This is a genomic window from Quatrionicoccus australiensis, assembly GCF_020510525.1.
Classification (GTDB): Bacteria; Pseudomonadota; Gammaproteobacteria; order Burkholderiales; family Rhodocyclaceae; genus Azonexus; species Azonexus australiensis_B.
In genome coordinates this window covers 4,029,456-4,048,196 of record NZ_CP075188.1, presented here as the reverse complement: position 1 = coordinate 4,048,196, position 18,741 = coordinate 4,029,456, and the positions used below count along the sequence as shown (strand labels likewise).

Below are 18,741 nucleotides of genomic sequence, written 5' to 3'. Positions count from 1 at the left end.
GAACCTGTGTGAAATTACAGTACCTCGTCCTGAAAGAGATCGCGTCGCAATGATAGGCAGACTGACCGGCATCCTGGCCGAAAAAAATCCCCCGCAGATCGTGCTCGACGTCAATGGCGTCGGCTACGAACTCGATGTGCCGATGAGCACCTTCTACAACCTGCCGGCCAACGGCGAGAAGGCGACGCTGCTCACCCACTTCGCGGTGCGTGAGGACGGGCATTATCTCTACGGCTTCCTGACTGAAGCCGAGCGCTTTGCCTTCCGCCAGTTGCTCAAGGTTTCCGGCATCGGCGCACGTACCGCGCTGTCGGTGCTCTCCGGCCTGTCGGTCGGCGATCTTTCGGCGGCAGTGGCGCAGCAGGAACTCGGCCGCCTGATCAAGATTCCCGGCATCGGCAAGAAGACGGCCGAGCGCCTGCTTCTCGAATTGAAGGGCAAACTGGCCGAAACCACCGGCGTCGCGCTCCGCTCACCGGTCGACGATGCAAAACAGGACATTTCCAACGCCCTGCTCGCGCTCGGCTACAACGAAAAGGAAGCGGCTTCGGCGATGAAGCTGCTGCCGGCCGAAATCGGGACCTCGGACGGTATTCGCCAGGCCCTCAAGCTGCTCTCCAAGGTCTGATGTTCAATAGCGACAATCCCAAGCAGCTGGCGCAAATCGCGCTGGTCGTGCTGCTCATTGTCGGCTGCCTGGCTGTGCTGTGGCCGATGATCGGTGCCGTGCTGTTCGCCTTCGTGGTCTGGATCTGCACCTGGCCGGCCTACTCGGAAAGGCTGCTGCCCCGCCTCGGCGGGCGCGACACCCTGGGCGCCACGCTGATGACCCTGCTCCTCGTGCTGATCATGCTGCTGCCTACGGTTTTCCTGGCCGGCAGCCTGGCGCACGGCGTGGACAAGCTGATCGCCCTGGTCAAACCCTATGTCGAACAGGGCATGCCGCTCGACCCGCCGGCCTGGCTCAGCGGTCTACCGTTCTTTGGTGGCGAAATCCAGGCGTTCTGGCACAACATCGCGAGCAATCGCGATGAGCTGAATGCGCTGGTCAAGCAACTGGGCGGGCCGGCCCGCCAGTTTGCGCTGGCGCTCGGCGGTATTGCCGCCAATGGTCTGTTGCAGCTGGCGCTGGTTCTGTTCGTGGTGTTCTTCCTTTATCGCGATGGCGCCAAAGTAAGCAATGCACTGAAAGTGGGTGCTCACAAGCTGGGTGGTGAACTGGGCGAGGAAATGCTGGAAAAGACGCGCGGCACGGTGATCGGCGTCATGCTCGGCATTGTCGGCACGGCGGCGGCGCAGGGCGCGGTGGCGACAATCGGTTTCCTGATTGCCGGTGTGCCGGCCGCGATGCTGCTCGGCTTCGCCACTTTTTTCCTGTCGATGATCCCGGTCGGCCCTCCCCTGATCTGGGGGGGCGCTGCCGCCTGGCTGTACGCCCAGGACCAGACCGGCTGGGCGATTTTCATGGTGCTTTATGGTCTGTTCGTGATCAGCAGCATCGACAATTTCGTCAAGCCCGTCCTGATCGCCCGCGGCGCCGGCATTTCCATTCTGCTGATCGGTCTTGGTGTGCTCGGTGGCGTACTGGTTTTCGGCTTCATCGGCATTTTTCTCGGCCCTGTCCTGCTGGCGCTCGGCCACATGCTGTTCGGCCGCTGGACGCGTGAGGAAGATCCCGCATGATCGAAACCGACAAACTGGCGGCGGTCGAGCGCATCATTGCGCCGCAGAGCAAATCGGCGCAGGAAGAAGCGCTCGAACGGGCGCTGCGCCCGAAGCGCCTGGCCGATTACACCGGCCAGGTGAAAATCCGCGAACAGCTGGAAATCTTCATCCAGGCCGCCAAGAATCGCGGCGACTCGCTCGATCACGTATTGCTCTTCGGCCCGCCCGGCCTCGGCAAGACGACGCTGGCCCACATCGTCGCCCACGAAATGGGCGTCAACATGCGCCAGACCTCGGGCCCGGTGCTCGAACGCGCCGGCGATCTGGCCGCAATCCTGACCAATCTCGAGCCGCACGACGTGCTGTTCATCGACGAAATCCACCGCCTGTCGCCCGTCGTCGAGGAAATCCTCTACCCGGCGCTGGAAGACTTCCAGATCGACATCATGATCGGCGAAGGTCCGGCGGCGCGTTCGGTCAAGCTCGACCTGCCGCCGTTCACGCTGATCGGCGCGACGACCCGGGCCGGCATGCTGACCAATCCGCTGCGCGACCGTTTCGGTATCGTCGCCCGTCTCGAGTTCTACAACGCGCAGGAATTGCAGAGCATCGTCAGTCGTTCGGCCTCGTTGCTCAATGCGCCGATCGACCCGGAAGGCGCGCTGGAGATCGCCAAGCGCTCGCGCGGCACGCCGCGCATTGCCAACCGTCTGCTGCGGCGCGTGCGTGACTACGCCGAGGTCAAGGCCGACGGCAACATCACCCGCCCGGTGGCCGATGCCGCGCTGCACATGCTCGACGTCGATCCGGCCGGGCTCGACATCATGGACCGCAAGCTGCTCTCGGCAGTGATCGAGAAATTCGGTGGCGGTCCGGTCGGTGTCGACAATCTGGCGGCAGCGATCGGCGAGGCGCGCGACACCATCGAGGATGTGCTCGAGCCTTACCTGATCCAGCAGGGCTACCTGCAACGCACTTTGCGCGGTCGCATTGCAACGCCGGCCATCTATCGCCACCTCGGTCTCGCCGAACCGAACAGCGCCGTCGTGCGCGACCTGCTCGCCGACGAATAGAGGCGCCATACGGTCGACGCAAAAAAGCCCCGGATTTTCATCCGGGGCTTTTTTGTTCGGGAGATGCGCTTACTTGACGCTGGCAGCAGCCGGGGCAGCAGCCGGAGCAACCGTAGCAGCGGCTTCAGCCTTTTCTGCCTTGACGGCCTTCTTCATCTTGTGGGCCTTCTTGGCCGGCTTGCTGTCGGCAGCCGGGGCGACTTCGCTCTTCACTTCGGTCTTGACGGCTTCGGCAGCCTTCGGGGCTTCAACCTTCTTTTCGACTGCGGCGGCGGCCGGGGCGACGACCTTGGCAGTCGGAGCAGCGGCGGGGGCGGCGGCCGGTGCCTGGGCGAAAGCGGCAGAAGCGAAACCAGCGGCAACAGCAAGAGTGATGATGGACTTGATCATTTTGAATCTCCTTGAACGGGGTTGTTTGGTTTTCCGGTGCTGCGACAGTGCAGCGCCTTGTGCCGAATAACGCCGCGGGTTACGCCCCGGATGTCAGTGCGAATGTAAGGCGGTGTATCGCTGTGTGACCGGGATGTTTCCAGGCATTGCTGCCGGCGGTCGACGCGAAAATCAACAAGGAAACACACCGTTACATATTATTGTTGCAGCGCAAGGTAAAATCACACGATGAAATACGAGCCCAAGCCCAACGCCTTTTCGATCCCCGTGCGCGTCTATTACGAGGATACCGATGCCGGCGGGGTCGTCTATTACGCCAATTACCTGAAATTCTTCGAACGCTGCCGTACCGAGTGGATGCGTTTTGCCGGTCACGACCAGTCGCAACTGGCGGCCGATGCCGGTATCGGCTTTGTCGCCCGCAAGGCAAGCTGCGAATATCTCAAGCCGGCCCGCCTCGACGACGAATTGACCGTGGGCCTCGAAGTCGAAAAGCTGACCCGCGTCCGCGTCGTCTTCCGCCAGCATGTCCGGCGCGGCGATGAAGAACTGGTCACCGGCTCGGTCGAGATCGCCTGCGTCAACATGGCGACGATGACGCCCTCCGCGATTCCCGAATTCCTGCACAGCAAACTGGAAACCCTTAAATGAACGTCACCCAGGACCTTTCCATCCTCCAGCTCATCCTGCACGCCAGCGCGGTGGTGCAGGTCGTCATGGCGCTGCTTGCCGGCGTCTCCTGCATGTCCTGGTACTACATCGCGATGAAGTGGTTCTCGGTGCGCCAGGCGCGCGCCAAGACCGAGGATTTCGAGCGTGATTTCTGGTCCGGTGGCGATCTCAACAATCTCTACAACAGCGCGGTCAACGACCGTCACCACGCCGGTTCCATGGAGCGCATCTTCGAGGCCGGCTTCCGCGAATTCACCAAGCTCAAGGGCCAGAAGAACCTCGACCCGAAGGACATCGTCGATGGTTCGCGCCGCGCCATGCGCGCCACCTTCCAGCGCGAGATGGATGCGCTCGAGTCGCACCTGTCCTTCCTCGCTTCGGTCGGTTCGGTATCGCCGTATGTCGGCCTGTTCGGTACGGTGTGGGGCATCATGCATGCCTTCCGCGGCCTCTCCAATGTTGGTCAGGCGACGCTGTCTTCCGTTGCGCCGGGTATTGCCGAAGCGCTGGTCGCCACCGCCATCGGCCTGTTCGCGGCGATTCCGGCGGTGCTCGCCTACAACCGCTTCTCGCACGACATCGACCGCCTCGCAGTGCGTTACGAGTCGTTTATGGAAGAGTTCTCCAACATCCTGCAACGGCAGATGCGTTAAAAATGGCCACGCTTGCGCTGACTTCGTTGGCTCCTTCGCCGTGCCCGCAGCACTGCCTCACTCGCCGCCTGCCCAGCGCCGCGCGTGATCCATTTTCACGGGAGCTGTGATGCGCCAGCGCCGACTCAAAGCCGAAATCAACGTCGTCCCGTATATCGACGTGATGCTCGTATTGCTCGTTATCTTCATGGTGACGACGCCGATGATGACGACCGGTTCGGTCGATCTGCCGACGACCGGTGCGGCTTCGCAGAAGCCGGCCAAGTACGTCAAGGTTGAGGTGCAGGCGGATGGCAGTCTTTCCGTTTTCGATGCCAACGGCAGTCCGACCAAGGTCAAGGGCGTCAAGGAAATGAAGGAACAGCTGAGCTCCCTCAAGGGCCGTGATGAGGAAATTGCCGTTCTGGTCGCCGGCGACAAGGAAACCCAGTTCAAGAACGTCATTGAAGTGCTTGATGAGGTCAAGCGTCTGGGCTTCGCCAAGGTTGGCCTGGAAACCGGCAGCAAATAGCATTCATGATCGACCAGCGCCCTGAAGAGCCCGGCAAGAAATACGCATTGGCGTTCACCTTCGTGGTGCACGTCGGGCTGATCGCGGCGCTCTTCCTCGGTGTGCAGTGGAAGCGCAGTCCGCCGGAAGTGATGGAAGTCGAACTGTGGTCGGCCCGTCCGGTCCCTGCGTTGCAACCGCCCCCTCCGCCGCCGCCCGAACCGGAGGTACGGCCGGAACCGAAGCCCTTGCCCAAGGTCGAGCCTAAGCCCGAACCCGTGCTGAAAAAGCCGGATATCGTGGTCAAGGAAGACAAGAAAAAGCCCGAACCCAAGAAACCCGAGCCTAAGCCCGAACCGCCCAAGCCGGAACCGAAGAAACCCGAGCCCCCCAAGCCCGAGCCGAAAAAGCCGGAAGCGCCGAAATTCGATTTCGACAAGGAGCTGGCCAGGGAAACCAGCCAGTTGAAGGCGTCGACCGCCAAGGCGAGCGCTTCGGCGCAGCAGATGGCGAATGCGGCGGCAGCCGAAGCCGAACAGCGGGCGTCGGCGAACAAGCGCGGCCTGGCGGATTACGTGAACAAGATCCGGGTGAAAATCAAAAGCAATCTTTCCATGCTGCCACCGGGAATACAGGGCAATCCCGAAGCCGTATTCGAGGTCAGTCAGTTGCCCTCGCATGAAATTCTGGACGTCAAACTAAAGCGATCCAGTGGTAATCCCGCGCTGGATCGGGCGATCGAAGCTGCCATCCGCAAATCTTCGCCCCTGCCCAAGCCGGATGATGCTTCGCTTTTCCAGCGCACGCTCGAAATCAAATACAAGCCGTTTGAAGAGTAAAATCGCGCGAAACTTATTGAAAATGAACGACATGCACAAAATCTCCCGATATTTCCTCGTTCTGTTTGCGCTCTGCCTGAGTGCCCTGGCCCAGGCCCAGCTTTCGATCGAGATCACCGGCGCCGGCGCCAATCGCATCCCGGTCGCCATTGCCGATTTTCTCGGCGATGCGACGGCATCGCGCATCGTGACCTCGACCGTGCGTTCCGATCTCGAGCGCAGCGGCCTGTTCAAGCTGGTCGATACGACCGGGGTCGCGCTCGATGAAAATTCGCCGATCAACTTCGCCGACTGGAAGGGCAAGGGGGCTGATGCCATCGCGGCCGGCAGCCTGCTGCGCAGCCCGGATGGCCGCATGGAGGCGCGTTTCCGGATCTATGACGCGCAAAAGGGCGTGGCGCTGGGCGGCGCGGTCTATGTCACCAGCAACCAGCAATTGCGCGCCGCCGGGCATCGCATTGCCGACTATATTTACGAGAAGCTGACCGGTGAGAAGGGTGTCTTCTCGACCCGTATCGCCTATGTCGTCAAGGCGCGCGGCCAGTTCCTGCTGCAGATCGCCGATGCTGACGGCCAGGGCGCCGCCACCGCGCTGACCTCGACCGAACCGATCATTTCGCCGACCTGGTCGCCGGATGGCAGCAAGCTGGCCTATGTGTCCTTCGAGAAAAAGAAGCCGGTGATCTACGTGCATTCGATCACCTCCGGTCAACGCCAGATTGTGGCGAATTTCAAGGGCTCCAATTCGGCGCCGGCCTGGTCGCCGGATGGCCGCCGCCTCGCCGTCGTTCTCTCCAAGGACGGCAATTCGCAGCTCTATGCGGTCAATGCCGACGGCAGCGGCGTGCAGCGCCTGACCCAGTCGGGCGGCATCGATACCGAGCCGCGTTATTCAGCCGATGGCAGCAGCGTTTATTTCACCTCGGATCGTGGTGGCAGCCCGCAGATTTACCGGATAGGCGCCAATGGCGGCGATGCCCAGCGCGTCACCTTCGAGGGCAGCTACAACGTTTCTCCGCGTCCTTCGCCGGATGGCAAGAGCCTGGCATTCATTGCCCGGCGCGAAGGTCGCTTCCAGTTGGCAGTCATGGATCTGGCCAGTCGCCAGGTGCAGGTGCTGACGGATTCCCACAAGGACGAATCGCCAAGTTTCGCCCCCAACAGCCGCATGATCCTGATCGCCACTGAAGTCGGCGGGCGCGGCGTACTATCGGCTGTGTCCAGCGATGGCAGGATCAAACAGCGCCTCTCGGTCGCCGCAGGTGATGTGCGCGAACCGGCCTGGGGCCCGTTCTATCAATAATCCCTCCCGGAGAATGTTGTGAAAAAATTATTTATCCCCGCCCTGCTTTCCGCCCTGATCGTTGGCTGCAGTTCCACCCCGATTCCTGATGAAAATTCCGGTGCACCGGTCGAGTCGCGTGGCGGCTCGGGTGCCAGCACCGGTGTCGCCCCGGTTATTGCCGGTGGCGTCGATGCCAACGGTCTGCCGCGTGAGCTGACCGATCCGAGAAGCGCGCTGGCCAAGCGCAGCATCTACTTCGATCTGGACAGCTACGAAGTCAAGGGCGAGTACAAGGATCTGGTCGCCGCCCACGCCAAGTACCTGGTCGCCAATCGCGGCTTCAAGGTCCTGCTGCAAGGCAATACCGACGAGCGCGGCAGCCGTGAATACAACCTGTCGCTGGGCCAGAAGCGCGCCGATGCCGTGCGTCGTTCGCTGACCCTGCTCGGCGCCCGTGAAGACCAGGTTGAATCGGTCAGCCTCGGCGAAGAAAAGCCGAAGAGCGATGGTCATGACGAAGCGGCCTGGGCCGAAAACCGTCGTGCCGACATCCTTTACAAGGGTGCCGACGGTCGCGGCGAGTTCTGATCATGCGTCGCCTCCGTCTGGTTCTCCTGATCGCCTCACTGGGTGCCACACAGGCCCAGGCCGGCATTTTTGATGACGAGGAAGCGCGTCGCCAACTGACTGACTTCAGGATCAAGACGGAGGCGCGCTTTGACCAGCAGGCCAAGGCGCAGCTCGAGTTGTCGGCGCAGATCCAGCGCCAGGCGGATGAAATTGCCCGTCTGCGCGGTTTGCTGGAAACCCTGGGCTACAAGCAGGAAGTCGGCGACAAGCGGACGCAGGATTTCTATCTCGATCTGGATTCGCGCCTGCGCAAGTTCGAAACACCGGTTGCCGCTGCGCCAACGGCTGATCCGGCCAATACGCCGGCCGCTGCAATCAAGGGCGATCCGGTCAAGGAAAGCCAGGATTACGAAGGCGCCCTGAATCAGTTCAAGGCTGCCAAGTACAAGGAAGCTGCGGTCGCCTTTGCTGCCTTCGTGCAGAAATACCCGGACAGCTCGCTCGCACCCAATGCCCAGTACTGGCTGGGCAATGCCTGGTACGCGCAACGCGACTGCAAGCGGGCGATCGAGGCACAGAGCATTGTCACCACCAAGTATCCGGACAGTGCCAAGGCACCGGATGCCTGGCTGGCAATTGCGACCTGCCAGCAGGAACTGGGCAACCCGACCGGTGTCAAACGCTCGCTGGAAACCGTGATTGCCAAGTATCCGAATACCCCGGCTGCCGAATCGGCGCAGCAACGTCTGAAGAAAAAATGAGCGGCAGCGCTTCCGCCTGATGCGGGAGCGCTACCGTTGCGCGGCCATGACGGCCGACTCGCGTGAGAGTTACCTGTGGCCCTGAGAATCACTGAAATCTTTTACTCGCTGCAAGGCGAGGCTTCCCGCGTCGGCCTGCCGACCGTATTCGTGCGCCTGACCGGTTGCCCCTTGCGCTGTGTCTGGTGCGATACCGAATACAGCTTTACCGGCGGTGCCCCGGCAACCATCGAGTCGGTGCTGGCTGAAGTCGCCAAATACCCGGCTCGCCAGGTTTGCGTCACCGGCGGCGAGCCGCTGGCGCAGAAGGAATGTCTGCCGCTGCTGGCGGCGCTGTGCGATGCCGGTTACGACGTATCCCTGGAAACTTCCGGGGCGCTCGATATCGCAGCGGTCGACCCGCGCGTGGCGCGAATAATGGACTTGAAGGCGCCCGACTCCGGCGAGAGTGCGAAGAATCGCTGGGAAAATCTCGGCCTGCTCGATGAAAAGGACGAGATCAAGATCGTCATCGCCAGCCGGGCCGATTATGAATGGGCACGTAGCACCTTGCGCGAACACCAGCTCGATACCTTGTGTCCGGTGCTTTTCTCGCCGGCCCAGGGGCGCATCGAAGCGGCCGACCTGGCGGCATGGATTCTCGAAGACGGTCTCAATGTGCGTTTCCAGCTGCAACTGCACAAGCTGCTTTGGGGTAACATGAAAGGCAAGTAAGGGGAGAGATCCATGACCAGCAATCGCCGCCAGTTTTCCCGTATTCGCTTCCAGACCGAAGCCAGCCTGTTTTTGCCGAGCGGCGAAATGGCCGTCGAGGTGCTTGATCTCTCGCTCAAGGGGGCGCTGGTGCGCCCGCATGCAGCGGTGTTCACCCAGATCGGCAGTCGCTGCACGCTGAAGGTCCAGCTCGACGATGCCGGTCCGGTCATCCGCATGGAATGCACGGTCGTGCATAGTCAGGCCGAACTGCTCGGTTTGTCCTGTCGCGAGATTGATCTCGACAGCATTACCCATCTGCGCCGCCTGGTTGCCCTCAATCTCGGCGATGAAACCCTGCTCGACCGCGAGCTCGGACTGCTGACCCACAATTGACCGGATTCCCTTGATTGAAGCCTGCCGCAAGGATTGGTCTGACCTATTCTTGCGGCATTGTCATTGCTGGGCTAGTATCTTCGCCGGGGTTGAAACGGACGATCGTTGGCGATCGCTGGCTGATGCCGGGAAATGGGGGAAAATGTCCTGTGAATCAAGCATGCCGGTTTTCCATCCAGGCTCCTTGCCGCTTGGTTTCATGACCAGCCCGCCGCTTGTTGCCGACCACGATGACTGATCGCGTTCCCCCTGCCGCCTGTGTCCTGACCGAGCTCGAAGTGGCGCCCGGCAAGACCTTGCCGGAGCTCTGCGAAATCCAGCATGCCATCCTCGAAAATGCCGGGCGCGCCATCATTGCCACCGATACGGCCGGCACGGTCATTTACTTCAACCCGGCCGCCCAGCGCATGCTGGGTTATGCCTGGAGCGAGGTGGTTGGCCAGCAGGTGGCGTCGATATTCCATCTTGAAGCGGAAATCGAGTCGCGGGCCCGCCTGCTGTCGGCTGAACTGGCGCGTGATGTCCAGCCCGATTTCGGGGTTTTCGTCGCCCGTCTGGCGGACAACCAGGCGGCAAACGACGAGTGGACGTATGTGCGCAAGGACGGTTCGCAGTTTCCGGTCGAGCTGACAGTCAGCGCCCTCAAGGATACCGGGGGCGGACTGATCGGCTATCTCGGCATCGCCAGTGACATTTCCTGGCGTATCCGCCTTGAGCAGGACATGCAGATCGCGGCCCTGGCTTTCAAATCGCAGGCGGCCATCATGGTGACGGATGCGGAGCGCCGTATCCTGCGGGTCAATGCCGCCTTTACCACCCTGACCGGTTATTCCGCCGAAGAAAGCATGGGGCAAACGCCGTCGATGCTGAAGTCGGGGCGGCACGATGCCGTGTTCTATCGCCAGATGTGGGATAGCCTGAATGCCAATGGACATTGGCAGGGGGAAGTCTAGAACCGGCGCAAATCCGGGGGCATTTTTCCCGAGTGGCTGACGATCAGCGAGGTGCGCGACGATCGCGGCGTGCTGACCCACTATGTCAGCACCTTCTCGGATATTTCCGATCTCAAGCTGGCCGAGTCGGAAATCCACAATCTGGCCTTTTTCGACCCGTTGACCGCCCTGCCCAATCGGCGTCTGCTGCTCAACCGGCTCGGCCTGGCGCGGGTGGCCGGCAAGCGCAGCCAGCAATACGGTGCATTGCTGATCATCGATCTCGATCATTTCAAGAATCTCAACGACACGCTCGGTCATGATGTCGGCGACCGTCTGCTGGTTGAAGTCGCCAGTCGCCTGCGCGCCTGCATTCGCGAGGGCGATACGGCGGCGCGTCAGGGCGGTGACGAGTTTATCGTCATGCTTGAAGATCTGGGCAGCGAGGCGGCGCTGGCCGGTATCCAGGCAGAAGCGGTGGCCGAGAAAATCCGGCTCAGCCTCAACGAGCCCTTCCTGGTCAGTCCCGATATCCAGCACTTCCACTCGGCGAGCATTGGCGTCAGCCTGTTCTGCGGCCATGACAAGACTACCGAAGCCCTGCTCAAGCAGGCCGATATCGCGCTCTACAAGGCCAAGGATGCCGGCCGCAACAGCGTGCGCTTTTTCGACAGCGCCATGCAGACCGCACTCGATACGCGGGCCAGTCTCGAATCCCGCCTGCATCGGGCGCTCAGTCGTAATGAGTTCGTGCTCTACGTGCAGGCCCAGGTCAACAGCGCCCGCCAGCTGATCGGGGCAGAAATCCTGTTGCGCTGGCAGCCGCCGGACGGTGCGATGATCGGCCCGGCCGATTTCATCCCGCTCGCCGAGGAAACCGGCCTGATCGTGCCGATCGGCACCTGGGTGCTCGATACCGCCTGCGCCCGGTTGCGGCGCTGGGCCGACAATCCGGCAACCGAGCGGCTTTATCTGTCGGTCAACGTCAGCGCCCGGCAATTCCGCCAGCCGGATTTCGTCGATCAGGTGCAGGCCGCGCTGAGCCGGCATGGTGTAAAACCCAAGTTGCTCAAGCTGGAACTGACCGAAAGCCTGCTCCTCGACAATGTCGAGGGCGTTATCGCGAAAATGCAGGTACTGCGCGAGATTGGCGTACGTTTTTCGCTGGATGATTTTGGTACCGGCTACGCCTCGCTCTCCTATCTCAAGCGTTTTCCCTTCGAACAGCTCAAGGTCGATCGTTCCTTCATCCGCGACATTGCCGTCGATCCGGATGATGCGGCAATCGTGCGGGCGATCATTGCCATGGGCAACACGCTGCGCCTCAACGTGGTGGCTGAGGGCGTCGAATCCGAGGCGCAGCACCGCTATCTGGTCGAACATGGTTGCACCTGCTTCCAGGGCTATCTGTTCGGTCGACCGATTGCTTTTGCCGATTTTGAAAAAGCCCTGCCCAGCTACGGTCAACCGCTGGAAACCTCCGATAACTGGATGATCTAGCCGCTTCGGCATGAGCCGAAGGGCAAAATCCTGCTGCAGGATGGGCCGGATGCCGGCACAATCGCGGCTGTTCCGTTTTTTTCTGCCTCAACATGAAACCTGCTGTCGTCCTTCTTTCCGGCGGACTCGATTCCGCCACCTGTGTTGCGCTGGCCAGAAGCCAGGGCTTCGACTGCTACTGCCTGTCCTTCGACTATGGCCAGCGCCACAGTGCCGAGCTCGATGCGGCGCGCCGGGTGGCGGCGGCGCTCGGTGCCGTCGAGCATCGCGTGATCAATTTCGGCCTTGCCCAGTTCGGTGGTTCGGCCCTGACCGATACCAGCATCGCGGTGCCGACCGGCGGCGTGCAGCCGGGCATTCCCGTCACCTATGTGCCGGCGCGCAATACCATCATGCTTTCGCTCGCCCTGGCCTGGGCCGAGGTGCTCGGCAGCCGCGACATCTTCGTCGGCGTCAATGCGGTCGACTACTCCGGCTACCCGGATTGCCGGCCCGAGTACATCGCCGCCTTCGAGAAAATGGCCAATCTGGCGACCAAGGCCGGCGTCGAGGGCGTCAAGCTGAGCATCCACGCGCCGCTGATCGACCTCTCCAAGGCGCAGATCATCCAGACCGGCACGGCGCTCGGCGTGGATTACGGCCTCACCGTTTCCTGCTACCAGGCCGATGCCGACGGCCGCGCCTGCGGCGAATGCGATTCCTGCCGCCTGCGCGCCGAAGGCTTTGCCGCGGCCGGGGTGGCCGATCCGACGCACTACGCGGCCTGAACATGGAAGCGCTTTCCGCCACCGCCATCATCTGGCTCGCCTTTGCCCTGGCCTTCTGCTTGGGCGCACTTGGCCAGAAGACCTCGTTCTGCACCATGGGCGCAGTGACCGACATCCTCGTGATGGGCAACTGGAGCCGCATGCGCATGTGGTTGCTGGCGATCGGCGTTGCGGTGCTCGGTGCCGGCGCGCTGCATGCGGCCGGCCTGATCGATCTCGACAAGTCGATCTACCGTGGCAGCAGTTTCAACTGGCTGTCCTGCCTGGTCGGCGGTGCCTGCTTCGGCGCCGGCATGGTGCTGGCCTCCGGCTGCGGTTCGAAGACGCTGATCCGCATCGGCGGCGGCAACCTCAAGTCGCTGGTCGTCTTCATTGTGCTCGGCCTGGTCGCCTACATGACGATGCGCGGCGTGCTCGGCGTCTTCCGTGTCGGCGTGCTCGACAAGGTGGTGCTGGTCCTGCCCGGCGGCCAGGATGTGCCGGCCCTGTTGCGCTCGGCCGGGGTCGAGGCGCAGACGGCTTTTGCCCTTGGCGTGCTCGGCATCGGTGGCGGCCTGACCGCTTTTTGCCTGCTCAAGCGCGATTTCTGGACGCTCGACAACCTGCTCGGCGGCTTCGGGGTCGGCCTGGCGGTCGTTGCCGCCTGGTATGTCAGTGGCCATCTCGGCTATCTGGCGGAAGATCCGGAAACCTTGCAGGAAAGCTTCGTGGCGACCAACAGCGGGCGCATGGAAGCCTTCAGTTTCGTCGCGCCGAGCGCTTATTTCCTTGAGTTGCTGATGCTGTGGTCGGACACCAGCCGCAAGATGAGTTTCGGGATTGCCAGCGTGCTCGGTGTGGTTGCCGGCTCGGCGGCCTGGGCCTTGCTGACCCGCAGTTTCCGCTGGGAAGGTTTTGCCGGTGTCGATGACATCGCCCGCCATCTGATCGGCGCCGCGCTGATGGGCTTTGGCGGCGTCACGGCGCTGGGCTGTACGGTCGGTCAGGGGATCAGCGGCATCTCGACGCTGGCGCTCGGTTCCATCGTCACCTTCCTGGCCATCGTCGGCGGTGCGGCGCTGACCATACGCATCGAATACTTCGGCGTTTCCGGCGGCTGCACGCAGTAGTTTTTGCCTTTTCCCGGCGGTCGACCGTTCAGGCGCCCTCGTTTTCCTTCAGTTTCTCGATAACCAGCGGAAAGGCGCCGGAGCCGATCAGGGCGACCGCGGACACGACGAAGGCCAGCCCGGCCATCGGGTCTTCAAGCAGCGGATGCAGGCTGGCGCCGAAGCCGGCCAGGCTGATCAGGCCGGGAATGGCGCAAAGCAGACCGAGGCTGCTCAGGGCGACGAAGGAAAACGGATAGCGGCGCATGCTCGGGATACTCGAAAAATGGGATTGGTCGGCGGGACGAAGCTGACCAGTGTAGCCAGCCATTGTGGCCGCCGGCAAGGCATTGATCGACGGCCAGCGGTCAACCCGCCGCGGCGGCACATTTTCCTTCGTGAATCGACTGTTTCAGCCAGCCGGCGACGGCCGCGGCCGGCATCGGCCGGGCGAAGTAATAGCCCTGGGCAACGTCGCAGCCCATGGCGTCGAGGCGGCGGAAGGTCGCCTCATCCTCGATGCCTTCGGCGATGGTGCTGATGCCGAGCGAGGCGGCAAGCTGGATGGCGGTGAGCACGATTTCATGGCTGCGCAGCGAACTGTCGATTTCCTGGACAAAATTCTTGTCGATCTTCAGGCACGAAATGGGCAGGCTTTTCAGCGTTTCCAGGCCGGCGTAACCGGTGCCGAAGTCGTCGAGCGCGATCGCGATGCCGAGCGCCGAGAGTTGCTCCAGCACCTGGCTGATGGTGTTTCTATCTTCGATGATGACGGTTTCGGTCAGCTCGATCTTCAGTTCGTGCGGCCGCATGGCATGGCTGGCGAGCAGTGAACGGATGCGCTCGACGATGCCGAGGTCGCCGAGTTCATCGGCCGACAGGTTGACGCTGACAAAGGGCGGCAGGCCGCCGTCGGGCTGGCAGTGCTGGCGCAGGCCGGCCCAGTCGGCGACGGCGCGCTGCAATACCCAGGCGCCCAGCTTGTGGATCAGCCCGGTGCGTTCGGCCAGACCGATGAACTCGAGCGGCATGATCATGCCCAGCGTCGGGTGGCGCCAGCGGACCAGGGCTTCGAAGCCGACCAGATTGCGCCGCGAAAAGCTGATCAGCGGCTGGTAATACAGCTCGAGCTGGTCGAAATCGAGGGCGTGCGCCAGATCGCGGGTCAGGGCCAGGGTACGCAGGGCGCAGGTGCGGTCATCGCTGCCGGCCGGCGTCGAACTTTCGTCCGGGTGTTCGCTGTTCTTGCTGCGGAAGCGCCGCAGCAGCAGTTCGAGCAGGTGACGGATGACCGGGTCGCTGCGCTTGAGCAGTTCATTGACATGCTGGCGTTCGATGCGGACCAGGGTGGTCGGCTCCAGCGTGCGGACCGTGGCGGTACGCGGCAGGTGGTCGAGCAGCGCGACTTCGCCGAACAGTTCGCCGACGCCAAGGATGGCAACGCGCTGCTGATCGGGCGCCGCCAGTACTTCGACGCTGCCGCTTTCGATGGCATAGGCCGAATCGCCCGGTTCGTCGATGCCGAACACGGTACAGGCGGCCGGAAAATGTTCGCGGGGGAGTTGGTCCATCATGCGCTGCCTTGCCGGATTGCGTGCTGCGATTATGCATCAGCCGGGAACGCCGGGCCGAATTTGTACTCTACCTCTACATACTCCCGCCAACGTACCCGTCCCGATCGCCATGAACGCACCTGCCTCGCCCCGTTTCGACAACAGTTTTGCCGCCCTGCCCGAGGCCTTCTACACCCGTCTGGCGCCGCAGCCCCTGAGCAACCCGCATGTTGTCGCGATCAGCGATGAAGTGGCCGGGCTGGTCGGTCTGGAAGCGGAGCTGCTGAACAGCCCGGAGTTCGCCGAAATCTTCGCCGGAAATCGTCTGCTGCCGGGCAGTCAACCGCTGGCCGCCGTCTATTCCGGACACCAGTTCGGCGTCTGGGCGGGCCAGCTGGGCGACGGCCGGGCGCATCTGCTTGGCGGCCTGCGCAACGAGCATGGACACTGGGAAATCCAGTTGAAGGGAGCGGGCCGTACGCCTTATTCGCGTGGCGCCGACGGTCGCGCCGTGTTGCGCTCGTCGATCCGCGAGTTTCTCTGTTCCGAAGCGATGGCCGGGCTTGGCATTCCGACGACGCGCGCCCTGTGCATCGTCGGCGGCGACCAGGCGGTGCGCCGCGAGCAGATCGAAACAGCGGCTGTGGTCGCCCGCGTCGCGCCCGGCTTCGTGCGTTTCGGCTCCTTCGAACATTGGGCCTCACGTGACCGGCAGCTTGAATTGAAGCAACTGGCCGATTACGTGATCGACACCTTCCGCCCGGCGTGCCGTGACGCGGACTACCCCTACGCCGCGCTGCTCGCCGACGTGGCGCGCCGTACCGGCGAGATGATCGCGCACTGGATGGCGGTCGGCTTCATGCATGGCGTGATGAACACCGACAACATGTCGATTCTTGGCCTGACCCTCGATTACGGCCCGTTCGGTTTCATGGAAGCCTTCGACCCCGGCCATATCTGCAATCACTCCGATGACCAGGGACGCTATACCTACCGCAATCAGCCGCATATCGGGCAGTGGAATCTCTATCGCCTGGCCGATGCCTTCCTGCCGCTGATCGGCCGGCCGGCGCAGTGCAAGGCCGCGGTCGACGAGCATTACGGCCCGGCCTTCGAAGGCAGGTTCGAGCAACTGATGCGCGCCAAGCTCGGTCTGCGCGACGGTTTGCCCGACGACGAGGACTTCATCGGCGAAACCTTCGGTTTCCTGCAGCAGCACCGTCCCGACTTCACGCTGTTCTTCCGTTCGCTGGCGAAATTGCCGGCAACGGTCGACCGCGAAAATATGGCCAAAACCGACGCCCCCTTGCGCGACCTGTTCGTCGACCGCAGCGCTTGCGATACCTGGCTCGCCGAGTGGCGCGCTCGCCTGGCGCAGACACCGTGGCCGGATGCCGAGCGGCAGGCGGCGATGCGGGCGGCCAGTCCGAAGTACGTGCTGCGCAACTGGCTGGCCGAAGTGGCGATCCGCAAAGCGAAGACTGGCGACTTTTCGGAAGTGCAGCGCCTGCTCACCTGCCTGCGCCGGCCTTACGACGAACAGCCGGAGTTCGAGGCTTACGCTGCCTTGCCGCCGGACTGGGCGAACGGACTCGCGGTCAGCTGCTCGAGCTGATTGGCAGCGTCGCCAAGTCGGCGGAGAATGCCGGCTTTAATCCGTGTCGCTTGCCGCTGATGAACCAGGCCGATTCCCCCGTTGTATCGTATGCCGAGAGTCCGGCGGCACTGCTTGCCGCCCATTACCGCACCGTCTGGCAGCGCGGCGAGCCGGACATGGCGGAAATCAATCCGGCGCTGGATGTCGAAAGCCTCGGCTTCGCCCGGCATGCCGGCGACTGGTTCGGTGTCGTCATCACGCCGTGGTTCCTGCGCCTTTACCTGTTGCCCGGTGGTGGCACGCTGTGGGGCGAGATTCCGGCCGGGCAGCGCCGCTTTCTCGAACTGCCGGGCGGCACGCTGCCCTTCGTTGCGGCGCGCGAGGAGGAACTCGGTACCTATCAGTTCAGTACGCTGATCACGCCGATGAGTCTGGTCCCGGACATGGCCGCTGCCCGCCAGATAGCGGTCGACGCGCTGCAAGCCTTCATTTTCGGCATGCCATCGGCAGTGCCGCCGAGCCCGCCCGCCGCACCGGCGCCCGACACTTCCCGGCGCGGCTTTTTCCGCCGTCTCGCCGGCAAGCGTTAGAGTTGGTAATAGAGAACCAGAAACAGAATCAGGGCGATGTAGAAGAGAAAGCCGGCCAGCGCCTGGCCGTCCAGGCTGACCACCCGGCGCCCGGCGGCATCGACCCAGGACAGGCGGCTTGCCCGGCTGGGCGGCGCGGTATCGCTCAGGCTGGCGGTCAGCCAGCGACCGAGGCTGATCACCGGCACGACCGCCTTGCCGGTGTAGTAAAAGACAATCTGGACGAGGACTTCGCCGATCACGGACACGACGAACTCGCCGATGATTGAGGCTGCCATGTGCACCTCCGTAAAAAAGGCCGGCTGGATTGCTCCGCCGGCCTTCTGCCATCTGCTGCGTCGGTCTTACTGGACTTGCTGGATACCGGCCAGCACCCAGCCGCCATTGCCGCTGCGCGGCTTGGTCATGTGCCACATTTCGTCGAAGGCTTCCGGTGCGGCGTTCTTTTCCTCGCGGATCAGGCCGGTGAAGCGCACGCTGACGACGTAACGGCTGGCTTCTTCGGCAACGTCGAGGACTTCGGCGTTGAGCTGGACGACATCGGTTTCCTGCTTTTCAGCACCGCGGTCGGCCATGCCCAGCTTGATCTCGGCAAACATCTCGGGCGACGTGAATTCCCGGATGTCGTCGAGATTGCCGGCATCGTTGGCGGCCTGCAGGCGGATGAAATTGACCTTGGCGTTGCGCACGAAGCCATCGACATCGAAGCCGGCCGGAATGTTGCCGTTGCTTGCCTCATTGGCAGCCGGAGCGGCAGAGCCGCCGGCCGGAATGAAGTCCGGCTGGCGCGGCGCATTGCCGCCGTAACCGGCGTTGGCATTGGCGTACTGCATGCCGGGCTGGGCACTGGCCGCCTTCTTGCGCATCAGGAAGCCGAACAGCATCACGGCGCCCATGACCAGCAGGCCGATCATCATCATGTTGGCCAGGCCTTCGCCAAAGCCGAAGTGCGAAGCCAGCGCGGCGAGGCCGAGACCGGCGGCGAGGCCGGCGAGCGGACCCATCCACGAGCGCTTGGGCTGGGCTTGCGGTGCGGCGGCCGGTGCTGCCTGCTGCTGGGTCGGGGCGGCGTTGGTCGCCTTGTTCGGGGTCACGGCCTGGCGCTGCATGCCGGAAGAGCTGCCGCCACCGAGGCGACGGGCGGCTTCGGCGTCACCGGTGGTCAGCGTAAAGCCGAGGACCAGAGCCGCGGCCATCAAAGCAAATGATTTCATTTTTGTCTCCATC

General features: G+C 62.9%; 23 protein-coding genes. 18 read left to right on the top strand and 5 right to left on the bottom strand.

The annotated features are described in order from the left end of the window. Window positions 1-49 precede the first annotated feature (49 nt). Genes ruvA through ruvB form a run of 3 tightly spaced genes read left to right on the top strand, consistent with a single transcriptional unit; the run spans window position 50 to window position 2,738 of the window. Complete coding sequence (ruvA, locus tag KI612_RS19165; protein ID WP_226441653.1) at window positions 50-628, top strand: Holliday junction branch migration protein RuvA; 579 nt, start codon at window positions 50-52, stop codon at window positions 626-628. Next, on the top strand, window positions 628-1,683 hold the full coding sequence (locus tag KI612_RS19160; RefSeq protein ID WP_226441652.1) for an AI-2E family transporter: 1,056 nt from the start codon (window positions 628-630) through the stop codon (window positions 1,681-1,683). Before ruvA ends, KI612_RS19160 begins: the two co-directional genes overlap by 1 nt. Continuing rightward, window positions 1,680-2,738, top strand: a complete 1,059-nt coding sequence (gene ruvB / locus KI612_RS19155; protein WP_226441651.1) for a Holliday junction branch migration DNA helicase RuvB — start codon at window positions 1,680-1,682, stop codon at window positions 2,736-2,738. The genes KI612_RS19160 and ruvB overlap by 4 nt, the downstream gene beginning before the upstream one ends. Window positions 2,739-2,807: 69 nt before the next feature. Here the strand turns inward: ruvB and KI612_RS19150 are convergent, their stop codons facing one another. Continuing rightward, complete coding sequence (locus KI612_RS19150) at window positions 2,808-3,128, bottom strand: hypothetical protein (protein ID WP_226441650.1); 321 nt, start codon at window positions 3,126-3,128, stop codon at window positions 2,808-2,810. A gap of 228 nt (window positions 3,129-3,356) precedes the next feature. Between KI612_RS19150 and ybgC the strand changes: the two genes are divergently transcribed. The 13 genes from ybgC to KI612_RS19085 all read left to right on the top strand — a co-directional run bounded on the left by ybgC (window position 3,357) and on the right by KI612_RS19085 (window position 13,795). Then, window positions 3,357-3,779, top strand: coding sequence for a tol-pal system-associated acyl-CoA thioesterase (gene ybgC / locus KI612_RS19145; RefSeq protein ID WP_226441649.1), 423 nt, complete (start codon window positions 3,357-3,359; stop codon window positions 3,777-3,779). Then, the gene (gene tolQ / locus KI612_RS19140) at window positions 3,776-4,453 is read left to right on the top strand and encodes a protein TolQ (protein WP_226441648.1); all 678 of its coding nucleotides are present in this window, start codon (window positions 3,776-3,778) and stop codon (window positions 4,451-4,453) included. The genes ybgC and tolQ overlap by 4 nt, the downstream gene beginning before the upstream one ends. 109 nt (window positions 4,454-4,562) lie before the next feature. Beyond that, a complete protein-coding gene (locus KI612_RS19135) occupies window positions 4,563-4,964 on the top strand; it encodes an ExbD/TolR family protein (protein ID WP_226441647.1) in 402 nt (133 codons plus the stop codon). A gap of 5 nt (window positions 4,965-4,969) precedes the next feature. After that, window positions 4,970-5,782: an energy transducer TonB gene (locus KI612_RS19130; protein WP_226441646.1), complete on the top strand. Its 813-nt coding sequence runs from the start codon at window positions 4,970-4,972 to the stop codon at window positions 5,780-5,782. A gap of 31 nt (window positions 5,783-5,813) precedes the next feature. Then, entirely contained in the window at window positions 5,814-7,085 is a 1,272-nt protein-coding gene (gene tolB, locus KI612_RS19125) for a Tol-Pal system beta propeller repeat protein TolB (RefSeq protein ID WP_226441645.1), read from the top strand. Between the two features lie 18 nt (window positions 7,086-7,103). Next, on the top strand, window positions 7,104-7,655 hold the full coding sequence (gene pal / locus KI612_RS19120; RefSeq protein ID WP_226441644.1) for a peptidoglycan-associated lipoprotein Pal: 552 nt from the start codon (window positions 7,104-7,106) through the stop codon (window positions 7,653-7,655). Window positions 7,656-7,657: 2 nt separating this feature from the next. Further along, window positions 7,658-8,398: a tol-pal system protein YbgF gene (gene ybgF / locus KI612_RS19115; RefSeq protein WP_226441643.1), complete on the top strand. Its 741-nt coding sequence runs from the start codon at window positions 7,658-7,660 to the stop codon at window positions 8,396-8,398. A gap of 75 nt (window positions 8,399-8,473) precedes the next feature. Further along, on the top strand, window positions 8,474-9,112 hold the full coding sequence (queE, locus tag KI612_RS19110) for a 7-carboxy-7-deazaguanine synthase QueE (RefSeq protein ID WP_226441642.1): 639 nt from the start codon (window positions 8,474-8,476) through the stop codon (window positions 9,110-9,112). Window positions 9,113-9,124: 12 nt separating this feature from the next. Continuing rightward, on the top strand, window positions 9,125-9,487 hold the full coding sequence (locus KI612_RS19105; RefSeq protein ID WP_226441641.1) for a PilZ domain-containing protein: 363 nt from the start codon (window positions 9,125-9,127) through the stop codon (window positions 9,485-9,487). A gap of 230 nt (window positions 9,488-9,717) precedes the next feature. Next, window positions 9,718-10,440 carry a PAS domain-containing protein gene (locus KI612_RS19100; protein ID WP_226441640.1) on the top strand — a complete coding sequence of 241 codons (723 nt, stop codon included), beginning with the start codon at window positions 9,718-9,720 and terminating at the stop codon, window positions 10,438-10,440. A 51-nt stretch (window positions 10,441-10,491) separates the two neighbouring features. Continuing rightward, window positions 10,492-11,919 carry a putative bifunctional diguanylate cyclase/phosphodiesterase gene (locus KI612_RS19095; protein ID WP_226441639.1) on the top strand — a complete coding sequence of 476 codons (1,428 nt, stop codon included), beginning with the start codon at window positions 10,492-10,494 and terminating at the stop codon, window positions 11,917-11,919. Window positions 11,920-12,011: 92 nt separating this feature from the next. Beyond that, the gene (queC, locus tag KI612_RS19090) at window positions 12,012-12,686 is read left to right on the top strand and encodes a 7-cyano-7-deazaguanine synthase QueC (protein WP_226441638.1); all 675 of its coding nucleotides are present in this window, start codon (window positions 12,012-12,014) and stop codon (window positions 12,684-12,686) included. 2 nt (window positions 12,687-12,688) lie between these two features. Continuing rightward, the gene (locus tag KI612_RS19085; protein ID WP_226441637.1) at window positions 12,689-13,795 is read left to right on the top strand and encodes a YeeE/YedE family protein; all 1,107 of its coding nucleotides are present in this window, start codon (window positions 12,689-12,691) and stop codon (window positions 13,793-13,795) included. Window positions 13,796-13,823: 28 nt separating this feature from the next. Here KI612_RS19085 and KI612_RS19080 read toward each other — a convergent pair whose 3' ends face one another. Both KI612_RS19080 and KI612_RS19075 read right to left on the bottom strand, forming a co-directional pair. Beyond that, entirely contained in the window at window positions 13,824-14,042 is a 219-nt protein-coding gene (locus KI612_RS19080) for a hypothetical protein (RefSeq protein WP_226441636.1), read from the bottom strand. Window positions 14,043-14,142: 100 nt separating this feature from the next. After that, complete coding sequence (locus KI612_RS19075; RefSeq protein ID WP_226441635.1) at window positions 14,143-15,348, bottom strand: EAL domain-containing protein; 1,206 nt, start codon at window positions 15,346-15,348, stop codon at window positions 14,143-14,145. 109 nt (window positions 15,349-15,457) lie between these two features. On the opposite strand from KI612_RS19075, the gene KI612_RS19070 reads away from it, so the two are divergent. Further along, window positions 15,458-16,942, top strand: a complete 1,485-nt coding sequence (locus tag KI612_RS19070) for a protein adenylyltransferase SelO (RefSeq protein ID WP_226441634.1) — start codon at window positions 15,458-15,460, stop codon at window positions 16,940-16,942. 59 nt (window positions 16,943-17,001) lie between these two features. Next, window positions 17,002-17,514: a [NiFe]-hydrogenase assembly chaperone HybE gene (gene hybE, locus KI612_RS19065; protein WP_226441633.1), complete on the top strand. Its 513-nt coding sequence runs from the start codon at window positions 17,002-17,004 to the stop codon at window positions 17,512-17,514. Here the strand turns inward: hybE and KI612_RS19060 are convergent. Beyond that, window positions 17,511-17,792 (bottom strand): hypothetical protein, encoded by a 282-nt coding sequence (locus KI612_RS19060; RefSeq protein ID WP_226441632.1) that lies wholly within the window; start codon window positions 17,790-17,792, stop codon window positions 17,511-17,513. The two genes, hybE and KI612_RS19060, sit on opposite strands and share 4 nt — an antisense overlap. Window positions 17,793-17,858: 66 nt before the next feature. Further along, on the bottom strand, window positions 17,859-18,728 hold the full coding sequence (locus KI612_RS19055; RefSeq protein ID WP_226441631.1) for a Tim44 domain-containing protein: 870 nt from the start codon (window positions 18,726-18,728) through the stop codon (window positions 17,859-17,861). Window positions 18,729-18,741: the final 13 nt, after the last annotated feature.

Bases quoted from the DNA above. Each gene is read 5' to 3' on its own strand.
- ruvA (WP_226441653.1), top strand. From the start codon at position 50: ATGATAGGCAGACTGACCGGCATCCTGGCCGAAAAAAATCCCCCGCAG.
- KI612_RS19160 (WP_226441652.1), top strand. From the start codon at position 628: ATGTTCAATAGCGACAATCCCAAGCAGCTGGCGCAAATCGCGCTGGTC.
- ruvB (WP_226441651.1), top strand. From the start codon at position 1,680: ATGATCGAAACCGACAAACTGGCGGCGGTCGAGCGCATCATTGCGCCG.
- KI612_RS19150 (WP_226441650.1), bottom strand. From the start codon at position 3,128: ATGATCAAGTCCATCATCACTCTTGCTGTTGCCGCTGGTTTCGCTTCT.
- ybgC (WP_226441649.1), top strand. From the start codon at position 3,357: ATGAAATACGAGCCCAAGCCCAACGCCTTTTCGATCCCCGTGCGCGTC.
- tolQ (WP_226441648.1), top strand. From the start codon at position 3,776: ATGAACGTCACCCAGGACCTTTCCATCCTCCAGCTCATCCTGCACGCC.
- KI612_RS19135 (WP_226441647.1), top strand. From the start codon at position 4,563: ATGCGCCAGCGCCGACTCAAAGCCGAAATCAACGTCGTCCCGTATATC.
- KI612_RS19130 (WP_226441646.1), top strand. From the start codon at position 4,970: ATGATCGACCAGCGCCCTGAAGAGCCCGGCAAGAAATACGCATTGGCG.
- tolB (WP_226441645.1), top strand. From the start codon at position 5,814: ATGCACAAAATCTCCCGATATTTCCTCGTTCTGTTTGCGCTCTGCCTG.
- ybgF (WP_226441643.1), top strand. From the start codon at position 7,658: ATGCGTCGCCTCCGTCTGGTTCTCCTGATCGCCTCACTGGGTGCCACA.
- KI612_RS19105 (WP_226441641.1), top strand. From the start codon at position 9,125: ATGACCAGCAATCGCCGCCAGTTTTCCCGTATTCGCTTCCAGACCGAA.
- KI612_RS19100 (WP_226441640.1), top strand. From the start codon at position 9,718: ATGACTGATCGCGTTCCCCCTGCCGCCTGTGTCCTGACCGAGCTCGAA.
- queC (WP_226441638.1), top strand. From the start codon at position 12,012: ATGAAACCTGCTGTCGTCCTTCTTTCCGGCGGACTCGATTCCGCCACC.
- KI612_RS19085 (WP_226441637.1), top strand. From the start codon at position 12,689: ATGGAAGCGCTTTCCGCCACCGCCATCATCTGGCTCGCCTTTGCCCTG.
- KI612_RS19080 (WP_226441636.1), bottom strand. From the start codon at position 14,042: ATGCGCCGCTATCCGTTTTCCTTCGTCGCCCTGAGCAGCCTCGGTCTG.
- KI612_RS19075 (WP_226441635.1), bottom strand. From the start codon at position 15,348: ATGATGGACCAACTCCCCCGCGAACATTTTCCGGCCGCCTGTACCGTG.
- KI612_RS19070 (WP_226441634.1), top strand. From the start codon at position 15,458: ATGAACGCACCTGCCTCGCCCCGTTTCGACAACAGTTTTGCCGCCCTG.
- hybE (WP_226441633.1), top strand. From the start codon at position 17,002: ATGAACCAGGCCGATTCCCCCGTTGTATCGTATGCCGAGAGTCCGGCG.
- KI612_RS19060 (WP_226441632.1), bottom strand. From the start codon at position 17,792: ATGGCAGCCTCAATCATCGGCGAGTTCGTCGTGTCCGTGATCGGCGAA.
- KI612_RS19055 (WP_226441631.1), bottom strand. From the start codon at position 18,728: ATGAAATCATTTGCTTTGATGGCCGCGGCTCTGGTCCTCGGCTTTACG.